This is a genomic window from Cellulomonas xiejunii, assembly GCF_024508315.1.
GTDB classification, from domain to species: Bacteria; Actinomycetota; Actinomycetes; order Actinomycetales; family Cellulomonadaceae; genus Cellulomonas; species Cellulomonas xiejunii.
Map to the genome: position 1 here is coordinate 14,137 of NZ_CP101987.1, position 20,053 is coordinate 34,189.

The following is a 20,053-nucleotide window of genomic DNA, read 5'->3' on the forward strand; positions in this document are numbered from 1 at the left end:
CCGTGGATGCTCCTCACGGCCAGGCAGGCAACCCCGCCGCCCGGTCCCCCCGTCCCGGTGATGCCGGGGCCGATCCCCGAGGAGGGATGTCATGACCAGCACGTTCCCCGTCGAGCTGCGCGGTGCCGCAGCGTCCACGCTCATGTGGGCGCACGAGCACGACGTCGAGCCGGCGGCGCTCCAGCAGCTGCGGAACATCGCGTCGCTGCCGTGGGTGCACGGGGTGCGGGTCATGCCGGACGTCCACCTCGGCAAGGGCGCCACCGTCGGGTCCGTCATCGCGATGCGTGACGCGGTCTCCCCCAACGCCGTCGGTGTCGACATCGGGTGCGGCATGATCGGCGTCCGCACGTCGCTGGTGGCCGACGACCTCCCGGACGACCTGCACGCGCTGCGCACGGAGGTGGAGGCCCGCATCCCGGTGGGCTTCCGTGCCCACGACGAGGCGGTGGACCTGCGTCGCCTGCGGCCCATCGGCGCGCGGGCCCGTACCGCCGAGGCGCTGCGCGGCGTCGACGCCTTCTGGGCGCGCTTCGCGTCGCTGACGCCGCGCGTCCAGGACCTCGAGACCCGCGCGCGTCGGCAGCTGGGCACGCTCGGCGGCGGCAACCACTTCCTGGAGGTCTGCCTCGACCAGGACGACACGGTGTGGCTGCAGCTGCACTCCGGGTCCCGGAACATCGGCAAGTCCCTGGCGGAGGTCCACGTGGCGGTCGCCAAGGACCTGCCCCACAACCAGGGCCTCGTGGACCGGGACCTCGCGGTCCTGCTGGCCGGCACGCCGCAGATGGACGCCTACCTGAACGACCTGTGGTGGGCGCAGGAGTACGCGGCGCGGTCCCGTGCGGTGATGATGACGCTGTTCGTCGATGCCGTCCGGGCCACGTTCGCCGACCGTGACGTGACGTTCGAGGAGGTCGCGAACGTCCATCACAACTACGTCGCGACCGAGCACATCGACGGTGCCGACCTCGTCGTGACCCGCAAGGGCGCGATCCGGGCCGGTGCCGGCGACCTGGGCCTCATCCCGGGCTCGATGGGCACGGGGTCGTACATCGTCCGGGGCCTGGGCAACCCGGCGTCGTACTGGTCGGCGTCCCACGGCGCGGGGCGCAGGATGTCCCGCAACGCGGCCAAGCGGACCTTCACGCTCGACGACCTCGCGGCCCAGACGGCCGGTGTCGAGTGCCGGAAGGACGCCGGGGTGCTCGACGAGATCCCCGGTGCGTACAAGGACCTGGACCAGGTGATCGCGGCGCAGGCCGACCTGGTGGAGGTCGTGACACGTCTCCGGACGATCGTCTGCGTGAAGGGCTGAGCGGGCCTCTGACCTGCAACGACGCGACCCTCGGCTCGCCTGGCACACCCGGGCGGCCGAGGGTCGTCGCCATGTCCGCGGATACCGTGCTAGTGTCTTCACAGCGTCATGCCGCGCGAACACCTCCGCGGCGCACTTCGGGCCTCAGCATCGAAGCGAGGACCATACGCACCCGGCAGCACCGTTGTCGGTCAGGATCTCCGCCCACCCGGGTGCGGAGCGGAAGCAGAGAACATCACACACACCATCTTCGAGAGTCCCTCGGTTGCCGTAGCGCCGAGCGTGACCTCCGGACCGGCCGCCGTTTGGCGTGCCGCCGACGACGACCTGTGGGTCGGGACCGTCGGTGGCGAGTACGCGGGCATGATCGTCCGCCACACCGACGGCTTCCACGCCTACGACCGCTGGACGCGGCCCGTGGGTACCGCCCCGACGTTCGACCGTGCGACGTGCCTCCTGGCACCGGCTCGCACGAGCTCACCCCGAGCGCGTCGCACGTCGACCCTTCACCGTCTGCGCCCTTCGGGTCGCGGCAACCGGCGCCGCACCAGCGCGCCGGCGGAACGAACGAGAGAAGACATCATGGCCACCGGCACCGTTAAGTGGTTCAACGCTGAGAAGGGGTTCGGCTTCATCGCCCCCTCGGACGGCTCCGCCGACGTGTTCGCGCACTTCAGCGCAATCGTCTCGACGGGCGGCTTCCGCACCCTCGAGGAGAACCAGCAGGTCGAGTTCGAGGTCACCCAGGGCCCCAAGGGTCTCCAGGCGTCGGACATCCGTCCGCTCTGAACCACGAACACCCGAAGGCCGCACAGCGACTCGTTGTGCGGCCTTCGTCGTTCCTGCGTGTGGTCGCGCCAGGGGCCAGACCTCGGCGGTGTGATCCTCGCCGGTGCGCTCAGCGCTGGACCCCGCGACGGGCACGCGCGGTCACGTCCGCCAGCACGTCGTCCGTGTAGACGGGCACCGGGTCATCGGTGACCAGGCCTTCCTCGAGGGTCGACCACTGCCAGTGCGGCTGGACGTCCGCGGTCGACGTGTCCTCGCGCAGCCGCAGGTCGAGGAGGACCGCGTACCGGTACCCGAAGCGCTGCTGGATGGCGTGCGCGACCGTGAGGTCCGCCGCCCCGGGCACGGCCGCCGAGGCGTCAGCCGTCAGCTCGACGAGCAGCAGGTTGTGCTCCGGCCCCAGCCGGCCCCGCTGGTGGACGATGAGGTGCGGCGGGCGCACCCTGGACCCGTCGAAGCGGACCGACTCCTCCAGGACCATGCCTGAGCGGTCGTAGTCCGCGTCGACGTCCCACGACTTCTCGATCGTCCCGTGCAGGGCCCAGCCGAGGTGGAACGAGATCGTCCGGTCCGACGGGCGGCTGGTGCCGGTCGAGGGCGCGAAGAGCGTCCACTGGTCGACGAGCGTCGTGGTCAGTGCGATACGCACCCGGGCCTGCAGGTCGGCGAGCAGCATGACGGGACGCTACTCCCCTGCCGGCGGCGCTGGACAGGACCTCCGACAGGCGGGGCGGGCGTCAGGCCATGCCCAGCTGGTGCCGGACGGGCTCCAGACCCTCGATCGTCACGTCGAGACGCAGCTCGTCCGGGCGCGCGTCCCAGTCGGCGCGGTCCAGGACGTACAGCTGGCTGTCGACGGGCCCGCCCTCGCGCGCCTGGTGCAGCACACCGTTCTCGCGGTAGCCGATCCTGCGGCTGACGCCCGACGACCCGGGGTTGTCGACGAACGCCGAGCTCGTCGCGTGCAACGCGTCGAACCCCTCGAAGAGCAGGTGCAGCATCAGCAGCCGCATGCGGGTGCCCACGCCGCCGTGCTGGTGCTGCAGGCCGAGCCACGACCCCGTCTCGGCAGTCCGCGTGACCAGGAAGTCCTTGGCGTACACGCCCTGCGTCCCCAGCGGCACACCGTCGCGGACCACCGCGAGCTCGATCGCCCAGTCCGCCGGCGTGGTGCGTTGGCGCAGGCTCCACTGGTAGGTCATGACGCTGCGGGCGACCTGCACGGGGGTCCCGCGGGTCCAGGGGAAGAGGAACGGCATGTAGTCCTCGCGGTGCACGCCCCGCGACGCGACACGTGCCAGGTCGAACAGCATCCGGTCGTCCGGCGCCCGCAGCTCCAGACCCCCGCCGATCACGCGCAGACCCGTGAGCGGCCAGATGTCCGCGTCGGTGAGAGGTGGTGCTGCGGGCTGCGGGGGGAGGGGTGCGTCGCTCACCCCCGCAGCGTTCCGGGCGGACGGCGCGCGGTCAACCGGAAACCCGCGACGGGCGAACGGGGGCGACGAGGGCGTCGCGCGCAACACGCGACGCCCTCGTGCGGCGTCCGACCGCCCCCGCGTCGGACGCCTCCCCGGGCGGGCAGAGCGAGCCGCCCGCCCGGGTGGTGGATCGGTCCCGATCCGGCGACGTCGGGGGTCGAGCCGGACCGGGACCCGTCTGGTTACCCCGCGGCGCACCTCGCGCCGTTGACCGCGAACGACGTCGGGGCGGGGTTCTGGCCGGCGTGCGAGCCGTTGAAGCCCAGGTCGACCGACGCACCCGGGGCGAGCGTGGCGTTCCACGCCGCACCCGTCGCGGTGACCGTCGAGCCCGTCTGGGACCACGTCGCGCTCCAGCCCTGCTGAACCTTCTGGCCGGCCGCGAGGTCGAACGTCAGGTTCCACGTCAGGGGAGTCGTGCCGCTGTTCTTCAGCCGAACCGACGCCGTGAAGCCCGAGTCCCAGCTGTTGGCGGTGTAGGTGACCGTGCACGACGACGGGGACGACGTGGGGGTCGGCGTGGGGGTCGGCGTGGGGGTCGGCGACGTCGTCGGGGTGGGCGTCACGGTGGGCGTGGGCGTCACTGTGGGCGTGGGCGTGACGGTGGGCGTCGGGGTCACCGTGGGGGTAGCCGTCGGCGTGGGGGTGGCCGTGGGCGTCGGGGTGGGGTCCACCGAACCGTCGGGCACCGTGCCCCACAGCAGCGTGCTGCCCTCGTGGAGGGTGATGCCCTTGGTCTTGACGGGGTCGCCCGTCGCGGGCAGGCCCTGGAACGACGGGTCGTTGACCGCGTTCCACTGCAGGGTCCCCTGCACCCGGAACTGGATCTCGCGCCGGTGCTGCGACTGCCCGCCGGGGTGGATGTTCTGGCCCGCGCAGCCGATCTCGGCGTAGTAGAGCGAGCCGGACGCGTGCTTGACCGCGGCGGGCTGGCTGCCGCACTCGCTGTAGTTGGTCGAGACCGACAGGCTCGAGGCGGGCACGCCCTCGTCGAGCGTGAACCAGTAGCGGATCGACGCGTTCGTCAGCGACCGCGCGGGGAAGGCCGAGCGGTTCCGGATGATCGCCTTGACCTCGGTGAACGCGCCCGACTGCGGCTGGTTGAGCTTGGCCTCGACGAAGAACTCGTCCTGGTCGGGCTTCTCGGCGGTCGGGAAGCCGGCCAGCGGCGTGCCGCCGTACTCGCCCGCCAGGTACGCCAGCGCGCTGGTGAAGCCGGCGTTGTAGTCGGTGGCGACCTCGTTGGCGACGTAGTCGCCGCGGTCGTCGGTGTACGCGTCGTTGGCGGTGCCCGGCCCGCCGACCAGGGCGCCGTACAGCACGTGGCGCGTCTCGACGGGGTCCTTGAGGGAGTCCAGCCACGAGCCGTGCGCGGTGCGGTGGTGCGGGTTCTTCGGCGGGTTGACCCCGAAGCCGACGACGTAGGACGCCTTGCGGGGGTTGTCGCCCAGCGCGTAGTTGATCTGCCGGACCCCGAAGTCGTGGTACCGCGCCTTGCGGGTGGTGTCCGTCAGCCAGTCGGAGTACACGAGGGCGACGAAGGACGTGTTGGCGGCGTACCGCAGCGCGCCCCACGAGTCGAGGACGGCCATCCCGCCGGGGGAGTAGTTCACACGGGCGCCGTTCACGCCCACGGTCCAGTAGTCCAGCCAGCGGTTCGCGTCGTCGACGTACTTCTGCTTGCCGGTCTCCATCGCGAGCAGCGCGTAGGTGGCGTACGACTTGTCGTCCCACGCGACGGTCCACTTGTAGGACTTGGTCGACGTCTGGTTCTCGTTGCTGAGCTTGTCGTACTCCGACTCGGCCTTGGTCAGGTACGTCGCGTCACCGGTGGCCTTGTACAGCCAGTACGCGCCCCACACGAGCTCGTCCTGGTAGCCCGACCACGACTTGTAGAACGACTGGGCGTCGGTGACGCAGTCGGAGTACTTGCCGCGGTACGTGTCGGCGAACGAGTAGAGCTGCTTGGCGTGCGTCAGCAGGGTCGCCGAGTACGCCGCGTCGGACGACTTGAAGACGATCGACGCGGACGCCATCGCGGCGGCCGTCTCGGCGGCGGCGTCCGAGCCGGGGCAGGACGCGCTGATCTTGTAGGACGGGCGGGCCATCGTCATGACCTCGGCGGGGCCCCACCACTTGTGGTCGTCGTCGCCCTTGCCGACCTGCACGTACAGCTCGTTGGGCGCGGTGTGCGCCTTGACGAAGTAGTCGTTGACGGCGCGCAGGTTGTCGCGCAGCTCGTCGGTCTGGCCTGCCTGCGTGTAGCCGGCGGGGCTCTCGATCGCACCCCAGGCGAGCATCGTGGCGGTGAACGCCATGGGCAGACCGAACTTCACGTGGTCGCCCGCGTCGTACCAGCCGCCGGTGAGGTCCTTGCCGACGTCCTTGCCGTCCTCGAGGGCGGAGTCCCCGCGCCACGAGACGGGATAGTCGTCCGGCAGGTCGCCCGAACGCTGCGCCTGGTAGAAGAACATCGACTTCTGCAGCGCCTCGGCGTAGTTGTACGCCGGAGCGGCCTGGGCCGCCTGCACGGGGAGCGTGACGGCTCCGGCGACGACCGCGACGGCGGCCGCGCCGGCCCACACCGCGCGACGGCGCGTGCTGCGGGCGGAGGTGCGGGGCATGGCACGTCCCTTCAGACGGGAGGACGAGCGCTGGTGGAGCGCTCCCACAGGAGCCGCACTCCGGGCGACGCCGACGTCGCACCAGGGAGGGAACCTGTCGCCGATCGTGCTGACACCGCGCGTGGCTGTCCATCTCTGAAACATTTAGCCACGCAACGCACGTCGGCCCCGGCCCGTCGGTGGACGGGCCGGGGCCGACGACGTGCGTCGCCTGTCAGGACTCCTTGTCGACCACCGGGTCCGGGGTGTCGGTCGCGGGGGCGGCGGCGGCGGGGGCGTCGCTTGCCGGGGCGTCGGCTGCCGGGGCGTCGGTGGCCGGGGCCTCCGCGGCCGCGGCGTCGCCGTCCAGCTTCTTCGACGCGGAGCGACGGGTGGCCCGACGCGCCGTCTCCTGCGCGGCCTGGCCCGCCTCCTTGGCCTTGTCGCCCAGCTCCTCCGTCGCGTGCGCGACCGCCTCGGCGGCCTCGCGGCTCCTGGCGACCGCGGCGCCGGCCGCCTCGCCGACCGCGTCCGCCGCGTCACCGACGGCGGTCTGCGCCCGGGCCTTGAGCGACTCGGAGCCCAACGAGTCGGCCGGCTCCCACGGCTCGGCCCACGGGTCGGTCGTGGAGCGCGAGCGCATCCACGCGAACGCCGCGGCGCCCGCACCGGCGAGGCCGGCGACGACCCAGAACACCTTGGCGCCGGATCCCTTGCGCTCGGCCTTGGCGGCCTCCTTGGCGGCCTTCTGCGCCGCCTTGGCGAGCTTCTTCGACTGCTTGCCCGCCTGGCCCGCCGCGACACCCGCGGCGATCTCGGCCTGCGCGCCGGCCTTCACGGCCGCCTCGTTCACGGCCGCGACGAGCTTGGGGATCAGCTCGTCGACGAGCTTGTCGTGCGCCGTGTCGATCGCCGGGGTCGCCATCCGGGCGGCCTTCTCGACCTGGGGGGCCGCGCTCTTCACGCTCTCCTTGTAGAGGTGGTCGACGCGCGGCAGCAGCCAGGCGACGAAGGCCTCGACCCGGGGCGTGGTCCACTCCTTCGCGTGCCCCGCCGCGTCACCGGCTCTCCCTGCTGCGTCCTTGGCGCCGTCGGCGAGCGAGGCGCCGATCACGGCGGCCTGTGTCTTGAGCCGTTCGGTGTCCACGTCGATCTTCGGACGATGGGTCATCTGCCACTCCCACGCTGTCTCGGCTGGTCTCGGGCTGGGTCGTTCGAGGTCCTGACCAGACACTCTGCCACTGTCCGTGCCGTCGTGCCCGTGCGAAACGGCGGTTCGCCGACGGCGAATCCGCTGCGTACCAGGGCGCGTCGTCGGCGCCTGGTGCGAGACTGGCCCCATGTTCGCGACCATCCACACGTCCGCCGGTGACATCCGGGTCGAGCTGTACGAGAACCACGCGCCGCGCACCGTCGAGAACTTCGTCGGCCTCGCGCAGGGCACCAAGGAGTGGACCGACCCGTCCACCGGAGCACCCCGCACCGACCCGCTGTACTCCGGCGTGGTCTTCCACCGCGTCATCCCGGACTTCATGATCCAGGGCGGCGACCCGCTGGGCAACGGCCGCGGCGGCCCCGGCTACCAGTTCGACGACGAGATCCACCCCGAGCTCACGTTCTCGGAGCCCTACCTGCTCGCCATGGCGAACGCCGGCAAGCAGCTGAACCCCGTGACCGGCAAGGTCGGCGGCACCAACGGCTCGCAGTTCTTCATCTCCGTCGCGCCGACGACGTGGCTGAACGGCAAGCACACGATCTTCGGCAAGGTCGCGGACGAGGAGAGCCGCAAGGTCGTCGACGCGATCGCCTCGACGCCCACGCGCGCCGGCGACCGCCCCGTGCAGGACGTCACGATCACGTCCATCACGGTGGAGGACTGACATCAGCATCCCTGGCGTGCCGGGCGGCCCCGTCGCGGGGTCGTCCGGCGTGCCCGGTGACGGGACGCAGCAGCCGCCCGTCTGCCCACGTCACCCGGACCGGGTCGCGTACGTCCGCTGCCAGCGGTGCGGTCGTCCCGCCTGCCCCCAGTGCCAGCGGCCCGCAGCGGTCGGCGTGCACTGCGTCGACTGCGTCGCCGAGGCGGCGCGGACGTCCCGCGAGGGGCGCACCGCCTTCGGTGGCCGCGTGCGGCGCGGACGCCCGGTCGTCACGCTGACGATCATCGGGCTGTGCGTGGCGTCGTACGTGCTTCAGCTCGTCGTTGCCGGGTGGACGTCCCGCTGGGCGTTCAGCCCGGTGGCCGGGGCCTACGAGCCGTGGCGCTTCATCACGGCTGCGTTCCTGCACTCGCCCGGGCAGGTCTTCCACATCCTGTTCAACATGATCGCGCTGTGGATGGTCGGGCCGTACCTGGAGGCGACGCTCGGGCGCGCGCGGTTCGCGACGTTGTACCTGGTGAGCGCGCTCGGAGGTTCGGTGGGCGCGGTCCTGCTCGCACCGGCGACGGGCACGTGGCTCACCGCGATGGTCGGCGCCTCGGGCGCGGTCTTCGGCATGTTCGGAGCGGTGCTCGTCGTCCTGCGGCGCACGGGCAGGGACGCGGGTCCCATCATCGGGATCCTCGTGCTCAACGGTGTCCTGGGCTTCGTCCTGCCGGGGATCGCCTGGCAGGCGCACCTCGGCGGCCTCGTGGTCGGCGCCCTCCTGGGGGCCGCATACGCGTACGCGCCGCGTGAGCGCCGCGCGCTCGTCGGGTGGGCCGCGCCGCTGGCCCTGGTGGTCGTGCTCGCGGTCGTGACCTGGACGATGTACACCTCGTACGGCGTCCTCTGACGTCGCGGAGCCGACGTTCGCGCCCTCTCCCCAGGATTGCTCACACCTGTGGAATTACAACCGTGTAGTTCTCCACAGGTGTGTCCACCGCCTGTGGACGACGAACGTGGCTACCTGTGGACGAGGCTGTGGGCGATATGTGCCCACAGCCTCGATCCCCGCCTCGCCGTCCGCGCTGCGGGACGTGCTCAGCGCCAGCGCGTGAGCATCCCGAAGCCGACGATGATGATCGTGAAGCCGATGGCGAGGTTCCACTGGCCGATGCCCGGGACCGGGTAGCCGGCACCCGGGGACAGGTAGGTGACGACGAGCCACACGAGCCCGAGGATCATCAGGCCCAGGGACACGGGCAGGAACCAGCGCGGCAGCGGCTTGGGTGCGGAGGCCTTCGACGGCGGCGGGGTGTATGTCGCCTTCTTGCGCGACTTCGACTCGGGCACGGGCGGGGCTCCTGTCTGCGACGGTGCGGTGGGCAGGCGGGGCGTCGACGTCACCGGGACCGCGTACGGTGGGCCGTCCGGGTGCCCTGGTGTCATCGACCTGCGGACCGGTGTCGGCGTGCGCCGAACGTGACCTAGCGTAGTGCTGTCGTCCCGCTGCCCGTGCGGGCCCTGGCGGAGGGAGCGGAATGGCAACGACCTCCGACCTCCGCGCGCCCCGCGCACGCCGCGGCGGGCTGTGGCGCGGCGCAGCCTCGGTCGGACTCGTCCTGGGCCTGTCCGGCCTGATGTTCACCGTCAACGCGCGCAGCTCCGGTGACGACGAGGCCCGTCACCCGCAGAACCTGCGCGAGCTCGCGCAGAAGCAGGCGACGACGGTCCAGCAGCTGTCTGCCGAGGTCGACGAGCTGCGCTCGGAGGTCGAACGCCTCACCGCCGAGCAGAACGCCCTGGCCGGCCGCCCCGTCGTGACCACCGGAGCGGGCGACCTCGTCGCCGGCGGGTCCACGCCCGTCACCGGACCGGGCCTGCGCGTGATGCTCGACGACGCACCCTTCGACGTCCGGCACGAGGACGTGCGCCCTGACCTGCTCGTGGTCCACCAGCAGGACATCCAGGCGGTCATGAACGCCCTGTGGGCTGGCGGCGCCGAGGCCATGGGCCTGATGGACCAGCGCGTCGTGTCCACGACCGGCGTGCAGTGCCAGGGCAACGTCCTGAGGCTGCACGGGCGCATGTACTCGCCGCCGTTCGTCATCACGGCCATCGGGGACCCGGACACCCTGCGGGCCTCCCTCGCGGACGACGCCGCCGTCAGCACGTACGTGCGGCACGCGAGCGAGCTGGGCCTGGGCTGGGACGTCGAGACCCGCGACACCCTCAACCTCCCCGCGTACTCCGGCGCCACCGAGCTGACCTGGGCGCGGGTGCCCTCCGACGTCGAGGTGCTGCCCGGAGTCGCGGAGCCCGCCCCCGAGCCGTCCGGGCAGCCCGCGCCCGCGGACGCGGCAGGGACACGTCCCACGCCCGTGGGGGCGGGGCTGTGAGCACGCCGCCCGTCGCGTTGCCCCCGTCGGCGCACGCCCGCTCCTCACGGAAGCCCGCCGGGTCGTCGATCGCGTACGGCGTGGTCGGCGTGGTCGGCGAGCTGCTCATCACGCTCGGGGTCCTGCTGCTCGGATTCCTGGTGTGGCAGCTGTGGTGGACGGACGTCGAGGGCAACGCCGTGCAGGCCGAGATCGTGCGCGAGCTCGGCTTCGAGACGCCCGCGGCGGCCGAGACCGACGACGGGGTCGCCGAGCCGCGCCGCGACGAGCCACCCGTCATCGACGAGCCACCCCACGCGACCACGTTCGCGACGCTGCAGGTCCCGCGATGGGTGGGCGAGCAGGAGCGCCCCGTCTCGCAGGGCACGGACCGGCCGACGGTCCTCGACGTCCTCGGCATCGGTCACTACGAGGGCACGGCCATGCCGGGCGGCGTCGGCAACTTCGCGCTCGCGGGGCACCGGGTGACGTTCGGCAAGCCGTTCAACCGCATCGAGGAGCTGCAGGTCGGCGACCCCCTGGTCGTGCGGACCGCGGACACCTGGTACGTGTACCGGGTCACCTCGATGGAGGTCGTCATGCCGGCCGACGTCCGCGTCATCGCCCCCGTGCCCAACGAGCCGGGCGTCGAGCCGACGGAGCGGTACATCACGCTGACGACGTGCCACCCCATGTTCTCGGCGCGCGAGCGGTACGTCGTCCACGGCGTGCTGGACTACTGGGCCCCGGTGTCCGACGGCACTCCCGCCGAGCTGCTCGGGTGACGCCGTGAGCAGCACGTGACGACGGGCGACGTGATCGGCGGGCGGGACCGGGCTGGGCGGACGACGACGGGAGGCTCATGATGTACGGATGGTTGTGGCGGCACCTGCCGGGCCCGACGCCCGTGCGCGTGCTGCTCGCCGCCCTGCTCGCCGCAGCGGTCCTCGCGGCGTGCTTCCTGTGGGTGTTCCCGGCGATCGCGCCGTTCATGCCCTTCAACGAGACCACGGTGGGTGAGGGATGACGCGGATCCTCGTCGTCGACAACTACGACTCGTTCGTCTACACGATCGTCGGCTACCTCGACCAGCTCGGGGCGAAGACCGAGATCGTGCGGAACGACGCGGTGCCGCCGGCGGCCGAGCGCGCCGGGTACGACGGCGTGCTCGTCTCACCCGGACCCGGCACGCCCGCGGACGCCGGCGCGAGCACTCAGGTGATCCGGGACTGCGCCGCGGCCGGCACGCCCATGCTCGGCGTCTGCCTGGGCCACCAGGCCCTGGGCGAGGTCTTCGGGGGCACCGTGACGCACGCACCCGAGCTCATGCACGGCAAGACCAGCCCTGTCGAGCACGACGGCCAGGGCGTCCTCGCCGGCCTGCCGACGCCATTCACCGCGACGCGGTACCACTCGCTCGCGGTCGTCGACGGCACGTTCTCCGACGACCTGGTCGTCACGGCGCGCACCAACGGCATCATCATGGGCCTGCAGCACCGTGAGCTGCCGCTGCACGGCGTGCAGTTCCACCCCGAGTCGGTGCTCACCGAGGGCGGGCACCGCCTGCTCGCCAACTGGCTGCAGGTGTGTGGCGCCACCGACGCCGTCGAGCGGTCGCAGGGTCTGCACCCGCTCGTGCGGCTCTGACACCACCCGCCGCGGGACGACCCGCCACGACGAACGCCCCGGCCTTCCGGCCGGGGCGTTCGTGCGCTGCTGGCGTTGCGGTGGGTCAGTTCCCGTCGGACGGCGGGGAGACTGTCGGTCCGGGGTTGTTGCCGTTCCCGCCGCCGTTGGCACTGGGCCCGCGCGAGACGCGGAGCGTGACGCGCTGCTCCTTGGCGATCTGCGTACCGCCGCTGGGGTCGGACGACACGACGGTGCCCTTCGGCTCGTCCGACTGCACCTCCTCGGACGTCACGCTCGTCAGGCCGACGGCCGCGAGTGCCTGCACGGCCTGGTCGTAGGTCATGCCGCGCAGGTTCGTCGGGACCGTGGCCGTGGACGCGGGCTCGGCGATGCCCAGCTTGATCGTGGTGCCCTGCGGCACGATGACGTCCGCGCGGTCCTGCGAGACCACGGTGCCCTCGGGTTCCGTCGACTCCTCACCGGTGGTGCTGACGCGCAGGCCGAGCGCCTCCAGCTCCGCCACCGCGTCCTCCTGGTGCTTGCCCCGGACGTCCGGCACGACGACGGTCCCGGACGACACGAACAGCGTGACGGCGTCGCCCGCCTTGGCGGGGCTGCCCGCCGCGGGCTCCGTCCTGATGACGCGGCCCTTGGCGATCGTCGGGTGGTTCTCGGTCTCCCGCGTCGGCGACACCGCGAGGCCGGCGTCCTCGAGGATCTTGACGGCCTCCGCCTCGCTCTTGTCGGCGACGTCCGGCACCTTCACCTCGGCCGGTCCGGTCGAGATGTAGACGGTGACCGTGGACTCCTTGTCGACCGGCGTGCCCTCGGGCGGGTCGGTGCGGATGACGAGACCGGCCGCGAGGTCGTTGGCCTCCTGGACGGGCTCCGGGAGCAGGTCCGCACCCCGGATCAGCGTGAACGCCTCGTCCTGCTTGAGCCCGGCGACCGCGGGGATGTCGACCTGCGTCTCCGGGGGAGGGCCCTGGTTGGCGGCGATGGCGGCGATGATGCCGCCGACGGCCAGCAGGGCGACGAGCGCGAGCACCCAGATCAGCCAGGGCCTCTTCTTCTCCTCCTCCTCGTCCGCCTCCGCCTCGGAGGTCGTGGCCAGCCCGGTGGCGCCCCACAGGGAGGTCGCGGGAGGCATCGCCTGCGTCGGGGCGACCGGGGGTGCCATGACCTGGGTGGTGTCACCCGTCGGGACGCTCGCCAATGCCGCACCGACCGCGGGGGCGCTGACCTGCCCGCCGCGCAGGACGGCCTCGAGGTCGGCGCGGAACTCCGCCGCCGTCGAGTAGCGCGCGTCGCGCTCCTTGGCCAGCGCCTTGAGGGTGATGCGGTCGAGCGACTCGGGGAGGTCGGATGCGATCGTGCTGGGCACGGGCGGCATCTCGCGGACGTGCTGGTACGCGACGGCCACGGGGGAGTCGCCGACGAACGGGGGACGGCCCGTGAGCAGCTCGAAGAGCAGGCAGCCCGTGGAGTACAGGTCGGACCGGGCGTCGACCTGCTCGCCGCGCGCCTGCTCGGGGGAGAGGTACTGCGCGGTGCCGATGACGGCCTGCGTCTGCGTCATCGTCGCCGCGGAGTCGGCCACGGCACGCGCGATGCCGAAGTCCATGACCTTGACGGCACCCGTGGGGGTGATCATGACGTTCGCGGGCTTGATGTCGCGGTGCACGATGCCGGCGTGGTGCGAGTACTCCAGTGCCGACAGGACACCGGCGGTGATCTCGATCCCCTCGTCGATGGGCACCGCGTGGCCGTCGCGCAGGATGTCCCGCACGGTGTGACCCTCGACGTACTCCATGACGATGAACGGCACGTGCGCGACGTTGCCCGACGGCTCGGTGAAGACGTCCTCGCCCGTGTCGTAGACCGCGACGATCGCGGGGTGGTTCAGCGCGGCCGCCGACTGCGCCTCACGGCGGAACCGGGCCTGGAAGGACGGGTCCCGTGCCAGGTCGGAGCGCAGGATCTTGATGGCCACCGTGCGTCCCAGGCGAGTGTCGTGCCCGATGTGCACCTCGGCCATGCCGCCACGCCCGATGAGCTCGCCGACCTGGTACCTGCCGGCGAGGATGCGAGATCCGTCGTCCACCACTAGGAATCCTTCACTTCAGTCGGTCGCGGGCCCCCGGCGCCTGCCGGTGACCAGTCTGCCGGGCCGGACGTACCGGCCCCGGTGGGTTCTGCGGCGATCATCCCACCTGGTGGGCCGCCATGAGGGTACTCGGCGGTGACGGAGCCGACGGACGGGCCCGCCGGGGCCGAGCCCAGGAGCCGGTCGGCCAGTGCCGCACCGAGCATGGCGATGAGGACGAGGACCAGCGCCACGAGCGGCAGCCGCAGGCGACGTACCCACGTGACGGCTGTGGTCAGCAGGTCCTCGGACACGCGGTCCGCGGGCGTCGTACGCCGGTCGCGACGCGAGACGTCGCCCGTCGTGCCCGCCGGGCCCGTCGATCGGCCCGCGCGCTCGCGGCGCGTCGGGGGGTAGGACGGCGGCGTCCCGGGTGCGTCCTGCGCGGTGCGCGGGGCGTCCGCGGAGGTGCGGGGGGCTGTCGCGACCCGCCGGTCCTCGCGCGCACGGGTGGGCTTGCTGACCAGCACCGCGACGCCCGACGGCGGGGTCTGCGGCATCAGACGGTCCAGCAGGCCCGCGAGCTCCTCACCCGACGCGGGACGGTCCGCGGGCTCCTTCGACAGCAGCCGCATCACGAGCGCCGCGAGCTTCTTGTCGACCGAGGCGGGCAGGGGCGGCACCGGGTCGTTGACGTGCGCGACCGCGATGTCCACAGCGGTCGGCCCCGTGAACGGCCGCTTGCCTGCGAGGCCCTCGTAGGCGACGACGCCCAGGGAGTAGAGGTCCGAGAGCGGGGTCGCGGGCCGCCCGACGGCCTGCTCGGGCGACAGGTACTGGGCCGTGCCCATGACCATGCCCGTCGCGGTCATCGTCTTCTGGTCGGCGGCCAACGAGACGCCGAAGTCGGTGATCTTCACCTTGCCGGAACGTGCGAGGAGGATGTTGCCGGGCTTGACGTCGCGGTGGACCACGCCGGCCAGGTGTGCGGCGTGCAACCCGCGGGCCGTCTGCGCGAGCATCGGCAGCAGACGCCGCGGCGGCAGCACCGGCTCACGCTCGAGCAGGTCGGACAGCGGCTCGCCGACCACCAGCTCCATGACGAGGTACGCGGAGCCGTCCTGCTCCCCGTAGTCGAACAGCGCGGCGATGTGCGGGTGGTGCAACGCGGCGGAGTTGCGGGCCTCGGTGCGGAACCGCTCGAGGAACCCCACGTCTCCGGCGAACTCGTCGCGCAGCACCTTGACGGCGACCGCGCGTGCGAGCGCGTCGTCGTTGGCCTCCCACACCTCGCCCATGCCGCCGACGGCGATCCGGCGCAGCAGGCGGTAACGGCCACCGCCCAGCGCGACACCCGGTGCGGTCCTCATGACGCGAGCACCGCCTCGATGACGGCGCGGGCGATGGGCGCGGCGGCTGCGCCGCCCGTCGCCTCGTTGCCCATGCTGCCGCCGTTCTCGACGATCACGGCCACTGCCACCCGCGGCGCGTCGGCCGGGGCGAACGCGGTGAACCACGCGTGCGGCGGCTGACCCTCGACGGTCTGGGCCGTGCCGGTCTTGCCCGCGACCCGGACGCCGTTGATGCGGGCGGCCTTCCCGGTACCGGAGTCGACCACACCGACCATCATCTGCGTCAGGGCGCTCGCCGTGGACGCCGACACGGCGTCCGAGAACACCTGGGGTTCGGTCTTGGAGACGACGGTGAGGTCCGCGGCGCGCACGGTGTCGACGAGGAACGGGGTCATGAGCCGTCCCCCGTTGGCGATCGCGGACGCGACCATGGCCATCTCCATGGGGGAGGCCTGCACGTCGCGCTGGCCGATCGCCGACTGCGCGAGCTGTGCGGGGTCCAGGCCGGAGGGGAACACCGACTCCACGACCGGCATGGGCACCGTGAGCTCCGGGTCGTGGAACCCGAACCGCTCGGCCTGCTCGCGCAGCGCGTCCTCACCCAGCGTCATGCCGAGGCTCGCGAACGCGGTGTTGCACGAGATGCGCAGTGCCTCCGCGAGGCTGACCTGCTCGCCGCCGCAGCTGCTGCCGCCGAAGTTCCCGATCGTCGCGGACGTCTGCGGCAGGGTCAGCGTCGTGGGCGACGGCACGGCGGTGTCGGCCGTGTAGCTCCCCGACTCGAGGGCGGCCGCGGCGGTCACGAGCTTGAACGTCGACCCCGGCGCGTACCGCTCCTGGATCGCGTGGGAGCGCAGCGGGTTGCCGGGCGCCTGCAAGAGCGCGCGGTACTGCGCGGCAGCCTCGCTGGTCGAGTGCACGGCCAGGACGTTGGGGTCGAAACCCGGCGTCGACACCATCGCCAGGATCCGCCCGGAGGACGGCTCGATCGCGACGACCGCCCCGCCCTGGCCGGCCAGGCCGGCGAACGCCGCCTGCTGCGCCGCAGGCAGGATGGTCGTCTCGACAGCGGCGCCCTCGGGCCGCTTGCCGGTCAGCAGGTCGCGGATCCGCGTGAAGAACAGCTGGTCCGAACGGCCGGTGAGCTGGTCGTTCTCGTACTTCTCGAGTTCGCTGCGCCCGTTCGCGATCGAGTAGAAGCCGGTCACGGCCGAGTACAGGTCGCCCTGCGGGTAGACGCGCTGGTACCCGAACGGGTCGTCGACGGGGACCGACGACGCGATCGCCTCACCACCCGCGACGATCGGCCCGCGCGCGTTGCCGTGCTCGCGGTACAGGGTGCGGACGTTGCGGGGGTCGGTGTTCAGCGACTCCGCCTGGAAGAACTGGACCCACGTCGCCGAGGCCATGAGGGCCACGAACATGACGAGCGTGATGGTCGCGAGGCGACGCAGGGGGGTGTTCATCGCGTCTCACCTCCCCGGTGGTCGGTGTCGTGCTCGTCCGTGGCCGGCTCGTCCTGGAGCAGCGCGTCGGCGCCCAGGTGCTGGGTCGGGCTGTCGTCGGGCACTGGCCCGGTGTCGAGTGCGGGGGTGGACGTGCGGATCGGCGCGTCCCCGACCACCACCGGCGTGCCGGCGGCGGGGGTGCCCGTGCGCCCGGTGCTGCGTCCGCCGCCCACGGGCCGGGAGCGGCCGGCAGCGGACAGGGGGATGCCGATGTCCGGGGTCGGGATCGCGCGCACGGCCGGTACGGGTCGGCGTGCCTCGTCGGAGATCCGCAGCAGCAGGGCCGCGACGATCCAGTTGGCGACCAGGGACGACCCGCCGTACGCGAGGAACGGTGTGGTCAGTCCTGTCAGCGGGATCAGGCGCGTCACGCCGCCGACGACGACGAACAGCTGGAACGCGACGACGAACGACAGGCCACCGGCGAGGAGCTTGCCGAACCCGTCGCGGACACCGATCGCGGTCCGCAGGCCGCGGGACACGAGGATCGTGTAGAGCAGCAGGATCGCGATCAGCCCTGTCAGGCCGAGCTCCTCACCGAGGGCCGCGACGATGAAGTCGGAGTAGGAGAACGGCACGAGGTCCGGCCGGCCCTGCCCGAGGCCGGTGCCGAACAGCCCGCCGTTGGCCATGCCGAACAGGCCGTACACCAGCTGCCCGGAGCCGCCCGGGTCGCGGCTGAAGATCTCGTCGTCGAGCGCGTGCAGCCACACGTCGAACCGCGCGCCGACGTGCCCGAACGTCGCCGCGGCGACACCCGCGCCACCGACGAACAGCACGAGCCCGATGATGATCCACGAGGTCCGCTCGGTCGCGAGGTAGAGCACGGCGACGAACAGGCCGAAGAAGAGCAGCGACGTGCCGAGGTCGCGCTGCAGGACGAGGACCGCGAGCGACGCCGCCCAGACCAGGATGATCGGCCCGAGGTCGCGGGCCCGCGGCAGCTGCAGACCCAGCACCCGCTTGCCGGCCAGCGCGAGGGTGTCGCGGTGCGTCACCAGGTAGCCGGCGAAGAACACGGCCAGCGCGATCTTCGCGAACTCGGCGGGCTGCATGCCCACCGGGCCGACGCGCACCCAGATGCGGGCGCCGTTGATGGTCTGACCGAGCCCGGGGACCAGCGGCAGGACGATGAGCACGAGCGCTGCGACCATCGCCGTGTAGGTGTAGCGGCGCAGCGTGCGGTGGTCGCGCAGGAACCACAGGACCGCGATCGCCAGGGCCACGGAGATGGCCGTCCACGCGAGCTGACGGTCCGCGATGCCCGCTTCCGAGCGGCCGCGCTCCGCGTACGCGATGGAGATGCGGTAGATCATCGTCAGGCCGATGCCGTTGAGCGCGACCACGATCGGCAGGATCACCGGGTCGGCCCACGGCGCGCGCAGGCGCAGCACCACGTGCACCACGAGCGCGAGCACCGTGGTGCCGACCGCGTAGGCGATGACGTGCGGCGGCACGGAGCCCGTCGCACCGAGCCCCGCCAGCACGTACCCCGCGATGCCGATGCCCAGGGCGGGGACGAGCAGCAGCAGCTCCGTCCCTCGCCCGGGTCGGACCCGGTGGGGCTGGACGGTGGCCATCACAGCGTGCGGGTGACCGCGGGCGGGCCGAGGGTCGGCGCACCGGCGTTCGTCTCGGGGTCGGCCGGGGGCGGGATCACCGGGTCGACGGCCTGTGCCGGCAGGGTCGCGCCCGGTGTGGGCGTCATGGTGGGCGTGGGTGTCGCCGTGGGCGTGGGCGACGGCTTGGGTGTGGCGCCCTCGGCCAGCATGTCGACCAGGCGGCGCGCCTCCTCGAGGGACCCGGCGGAGATCGTGCTCTCGACCCGCTCCCGCAGGTAGGCCGGCAGCTCGTCGACCTGCACGTCGGACGTCTCGACGAGCGACGCGAGCTCCACGGGGCCGAGGGACTGCGGGATGCCGCGGTAGACGGCGACCGTGCCGTCCGGCGCGCCCACGAAGTACTGGGTCTGCGTCCACAGGTACGCGCCGACGAGGGCGGCGACCAGCGCGACGCCCACGGCGACCCACGTCAGCGCGAGCCCGCGCCGGCGGGGTGCGGGCTCCAGCGGCTCGTCCTCGTCGTCGTGCGACCGGTCCGCGTCGTCGTCCGGGGGGGACGGGGGAGCGGCGTCCCCGTCGTCCGTGTCGTCGTCGCGGGCGTCGTCGTCCGACGCGCCGGCCTCCGAGCGGGCCTTGCGACTCAGTCGCGCAGCACGCGCCGCCGGGCCGTCCGCCGCGGCCGACGGTCGGTTGCGGCTCACCGCGGCCGCCCCGACGACCGAGCTCGCGGTCGACGGCATCGTCCCGTCCGCGAGGGAGTCCAGCTCGACGACGTCCGCGATGACGACGGTCACGTTGTCCGGGCCGCCCGCTCGCAGGGCGAGCTGCACGAGCCGGTCCGCGCACGCGTCGACGTCCTCGATCTCGGCCAGCGTCTCGGCGATCGTCTCCGCGGAGACGTACCCCGACAGCCCGTCGGAGCACAGCAGCCACCGGTCGCCCGGCCGCGCCTCACGCACCGAGAGGTCGGCGGTCACGTCGCTGTCGAAGTCGCCGAGGACGCGCATGACGACCGACCGCTGCGGGTGGTGCTCGGCCTCCTCGGGCGTGATGCGGCCCGTGTCGACCAGGTGCTGCACGAACGTGTGGTCCGTGGTGACCTGCGTGAGCGTGCCGTCGCGGAAGAGGTACCCGCGGGAGTCGCCCAGGTGCACCATGGCGAGCTTGTTGCCGGCGCGCAGGATCGCAGTGACGGTCGTGCCCATGCCGGCGAGGTCCGGCTCGGCGTCGCTGCGCGCGATGATCTCGGAGCGGGCGTCGTCGAGGGCGGTCTCGAGCTCGTCGAGAGCGTCGTCGGGGCCGTGCGACTCCCCGTCGAGAGGTGCCAGTGCGGCGACGGCGACGGACGAGGCGACGTCGCCGCCCGCGTGCCCGCCCATGCCGTCGGCGACGACGAGCAGGTGGGGACCCGCGTAGGCGGAGTCCTGGTTGTCCGAGCGGACGAGGCCGACGTCGGAGCGTGCGGCGTAGCGCAGGGCGACTGTCACT

Annotated in this window: 18 protein-coding genes; 8 read left to right on the forward strand and 10 right to left on the reverse strand. The window is 72.5% G+C overall.

From position 1 onward, the window contains the following. Positions 1 to 91 precede the first annotated feature (91 nt). Positions 92 to 1,318 (forward strand): RtcB family protein, encoded by a 1,227-nt coding sequence (locus NP048_RS00080; RefSeq protein WP_227576947.1) that lies wholly within the window; start codon positions 92 to 94, stop codon positions 1,316 to 1,318. Between the two features lie 582 nt (positions 1,319 to 1,900). Beyond that, positions 1,901 to 2,107: a cold-shock protein gene (locus tag NP048_RS00085; protein ID WP_089802810.1), complete on the forward strand. Its 207-nt coding sequence runs from the start codon at positions 1,901 to 1,903 to the stop codon at positions 2,105 to 2,107. A gap of 109 nt (positions 2,108 to 2,216) precedes the next feature. On the opposite strand, the gene NP048_RS00090 is transcribed toward NP048_RS00085, so the two are convergent. The 4 genes from NP048_RS00090 to NP048_RS00105 all read right to left on the reverse strand — a co-directional run bounded on the left by NP048_RS00090 (position 2,217) and on the right by NP048_RS00105 (position 7,359). Next, positions 2,217 to 2,783 (reverse strand): hypothetical protein, encoded by a 567-nt coding sequence (locus NP048_RS00090; RefSeq protein ID WP_227576948.1) that lies wholly within the window; start codon positions 2,781 to 2,783, stop codon positions 2,217 to 2,219. A 61-nt stretch (positions 2,784 to 2,844) separates the two neighbouring features. Beyond that, positions 2,845 to 3,543, reverse strand: a complete 699-nt coding sequence (locus tag NP048_RS00095; protein ID WP_227576949.1) for a GNAT family N-acetyltransferase — start codon at positions 3,541 to 3,543, stop codon at positions 2,845 to 2,847. A 224-nt stretch (positions 3,544 to 3,767) separates the two neighbouring features. Further along, positions 3,768 to 6,209, reverse strand: coding sequence for a glycoside hydrolase family 9 protein (locus tag NP048_RS00100; RefSeq protein WP_227576950.1), 2,442 nt, complete (start codon positions 6,207 to 6,209; stop codon positions 3,768 to 3,770). Between the two features lie 214 nt (positions 6,210 to 6,423). Then, entirely contained in the window at positions 6,424 to 7,359 is a 936-nt protein-coding gene (locus NP048_RS00105; RefSeq protein ID WP_227576951.1) for a hypothetical protein, read from the reverse strand. Positions 7,360 to 7,528: 169 nt separating this feature from the next. Between NP048_RS00105 and NP048_RS00110 the strand changes: the two genes are divergently transcribed. Together NP048_RS00110 and NP048_RS00115 are read left to right on the forward strand one after the other, a co-directional pair. Then, positions 7,529 to 8,068 (forward strand): peptidylprolyl isomerase, encoded by a 540-nt coding sequence (locus tag NP048_RS00110; protein WP_227576952.1) that lies wholly within the window; start codon positions 7,529 to 7,531, stop codon positions 8,066 to 8,068. Positions 8,069 to 8,084: 16 nt separating this feature from the next. Further along, entirely contained in the window at positions 8,085 to 8,963 is an 879-nt protein-coding gene (locus NP048_RS00115; RefSeq protein ID WP_227576953.1) for a rhomboid family intramembrane serine protease, read from the forward strand. A 188-nt stretch (positions 8,964 to 9,151) separates the two neighbouring features. On the opposite strand, the gene NP048_RS00120 is transcribed toward NP048_RS00115, so the two are convergent. Continuing rightward, entirely contained in the window at positions 9,152 to 9,403 is a 252-nt protein-coding gene (locus tag NP048_RS00120; RefSeq protein WP_227576954.1) for a cell division protein CrgA, read from the reverse strand. Between the two features lie 188 nt (positions 9,404 to 9,591). Between NP048_RS00120 and NP048_RS00125 the strand changes: the two genes are divergently transcribed. The 4 genes from NP048_RS00125 to NP048_RS00140 all read left to right on the forward strand — a co-directional run bounded on the left by NP048_RS00125 (position 9,592) and on the right by NP048_RS00140 (position 12,075). Further along, positions 9,592 to 10,449 carry a DUF881 domain-containing protein gene (locus NP048_RS00125; protein ID WP_227576955.1) on the forward strand — a complete coding sequence of 286 codons (858 nt, stop codon included), beginning with the start codon at positions 9,592 to 9,594 and terminating at the stop codon, positions 10,447 to 10,449. Then, entirely contained in the window at positions 10,446 to 11,213 is a 768-nt protein-coding gene (locus tag NP048_RS00130; RefSeq protein ID WP_227576956.1) for a class E sortase, read from the forward strand. Before NP048_RS00125 ends, NP048_RS00130 begins: the two co-directional genes overlap by 4 nt. 77 nt (positions 11,214 to 11,290) lie before the next feature. Next, entirely contained in the window at positions 11,291 to 11,455 is a 165-nt protein-coding gene (locus NP048_RS00135; RefSeq protein ID WP_227577228.1) for a hypothetical protein, read from the forward strand. Then, entirely contained in the window at positions 11,452 to 12,075 is a 624-nt protein-coding gene (locus tag NP048_RS00140; protein WP_227576957.1) for an aminodeoxychorismate/anthranilate synthase component II, read from the forward strand. The genes NP048_RS00135 and NP048_RS00140 overlap by 4 nt, the downstream gene beginning before the upstream one ends. 85 nt (positions 12,076 to 12,160) lie before the next feature. On the opposite strand, the gene pknB is transcribed toward NP048_RS00140, so the two are convergent. Genes pknB through NP048_RS00165 form a run of 5 tightly spaced genes read right to left on the reverse strand, consistent with a single transcriptional unit; the run spans position 12,161 to position 20,052 of the window. After that, positions 12,161 to 14,164, reverse strand: coding sequence for a Stk1 family PASTA domain-containing Ser/Thr kinase (gene pknB, locus NP048_RS00145; protein ID WP_227576958.1), 2,004 nt, complete (start codon positions 14,162 to 14,164; stop codon positions 12,161 to 12,163). Further along, positions 14,164 to 15,513, reverse strand: a complete 1,350-nt coding sequence (locus NP048_RS00150; protein ID WP_227576959.1) for a serine/threonine-protein kinase — start codon at positions 15,511 to 15,513, stop codon at positions 14,164 to 14,166. Before NP048_RS00150 ends, pknB begins: the two co-directional genes overlap by 1 nt. Then, a complete protein-coding gene (locus tag NP048_RS00155; protein ID WP_227576960.1) occupies positions 15,510 to 16,961 on the reverse strand; it encodes a peptidoglycan D,D-transpeptidase FtsI family protein in 1,452 nt (483 codons plus the stop codon). Before NP048_RS00155 ends, NP048_RS00150 begins: the two co-directional genes overlap by 4 nt. Further along, positions 16,958 to 18,583 (reverse strand): FtsW/RodA/SpoVE family cell cycle protein, encoded by a 1,626-nt coding sequence (locus NP048_RS00160; RefSeq protein WP_227576961.1) that lies wholly within the window; start codon positions 18,581 to 18,583, stop codon positions 16,958 to 16,960. The genes NP048_RS00155 and NP048_RS00160 overlap by 4 nt, the downstream gene beginning before the upstream one ends. Beyond that, positions 18,583 to 20,052 (reverse strand): Stp1/IreP family PP2C-type Ser/Thr phosphatase, encoded by a 1,470-nt coding sequence (locus tag NP048_RS00165; RefSeq protein ID WP_227576962.1) that lies wholly within the window; start codon positions 20,050 to 20,052, stop codon positions 18,583 to 18,585. The genes NP048_RS00160 and NP048_RS00165 overlap by 1 nt, the downstream gene beginning before the upstream one ends. Position 20,053 lies beyond the last annotated feature (1 nt).

Bases quoted from the DNA above. Each gene is read 5' to 3' on its own strand.
- NP048_RS00080 (WP_227576947.1), top strand. From the start codon at position 92: ATGACCAGCACGTTCCCCGTCGAGCTGCGCGGTGCCGCAGCGTCCACG.
- NP048_RS00085 (WP_089802810.1), top strand. From the start codon at position 1,901: ATGGCCACCGGCACCGTTAAGTGGTTCAACGCTGAGAAGGGGTTCGGC.
- NP048_RS00090 (WP_227576948.1), bottom strand. From the start codon at position 2,783: ATGCTGCTCGCCGACCTGCAGGCCCGGGTGCGTATCGCACTGACCACG.
- NP048_RS00100 (WP_227576950.1), bottom strand. From the start codon at position 6,209: ATGCCCCGCACCTCCGCCCGCAGCACGCGCCGTCGCGCGGTGTGGGCC.
- NP048_RS00105 (WP_227576951.1), bottom strand. From the start codon at position 7,359: ATGACCCATCGTCCGAAGATCGACGTGGACACCGAACGGCTCAAGACA.
- NP048_RS00110 (WP_227576952.1), top strand. From the start codon at position 7,529: ATGTTCGCGACCATCCACACGTCCGCCGGTGACATCCGGGTCGAGCTG.
- NP048_RS00125 (WP_227576955.1), top strand. From the start codon at position 9,592: ATGGCAACGACCTCCGACCTCCGCGCGCCCCGCGCACGCCGCGGCGGG.
- NP048_RS00135 (WP_227577228.1), top strand. From the start codon at position 11,291: ATGATGTACGGATGGTTGTGGCGGCACCTGCCGGGCCCGACGCCCGTG.
- NP048_RS00140 (WP_227576957.1), top strand. From the start codon at position 11,452: ATGACGCGGATCCTCGTCGTCGACAACTACGACTCGTTCGTCTACACG.
- NP048_RS00150 (WP_227576959.1), bottom strand. From the start codon at position 15,513: ATGAGGACCGCACCGGGTGTCGCGCTGGGCGGTGGCCGTTACCGCCTG.
- NP048_RS00155 (WP_227576960.1), bottom strand. From the start codon at position 16,961: ATGAACACCCCCCTGCGTCGCCTCGCGACCATCACGCTCGTCATGTTC.
- NP048_RS00160 (WP_227576961.1), bottom strand. From the start codon at position 18,583: ATGGCCACCGTCCAGCCCCACCGGGTCCGACCCGGGCGAGGGACGGAG.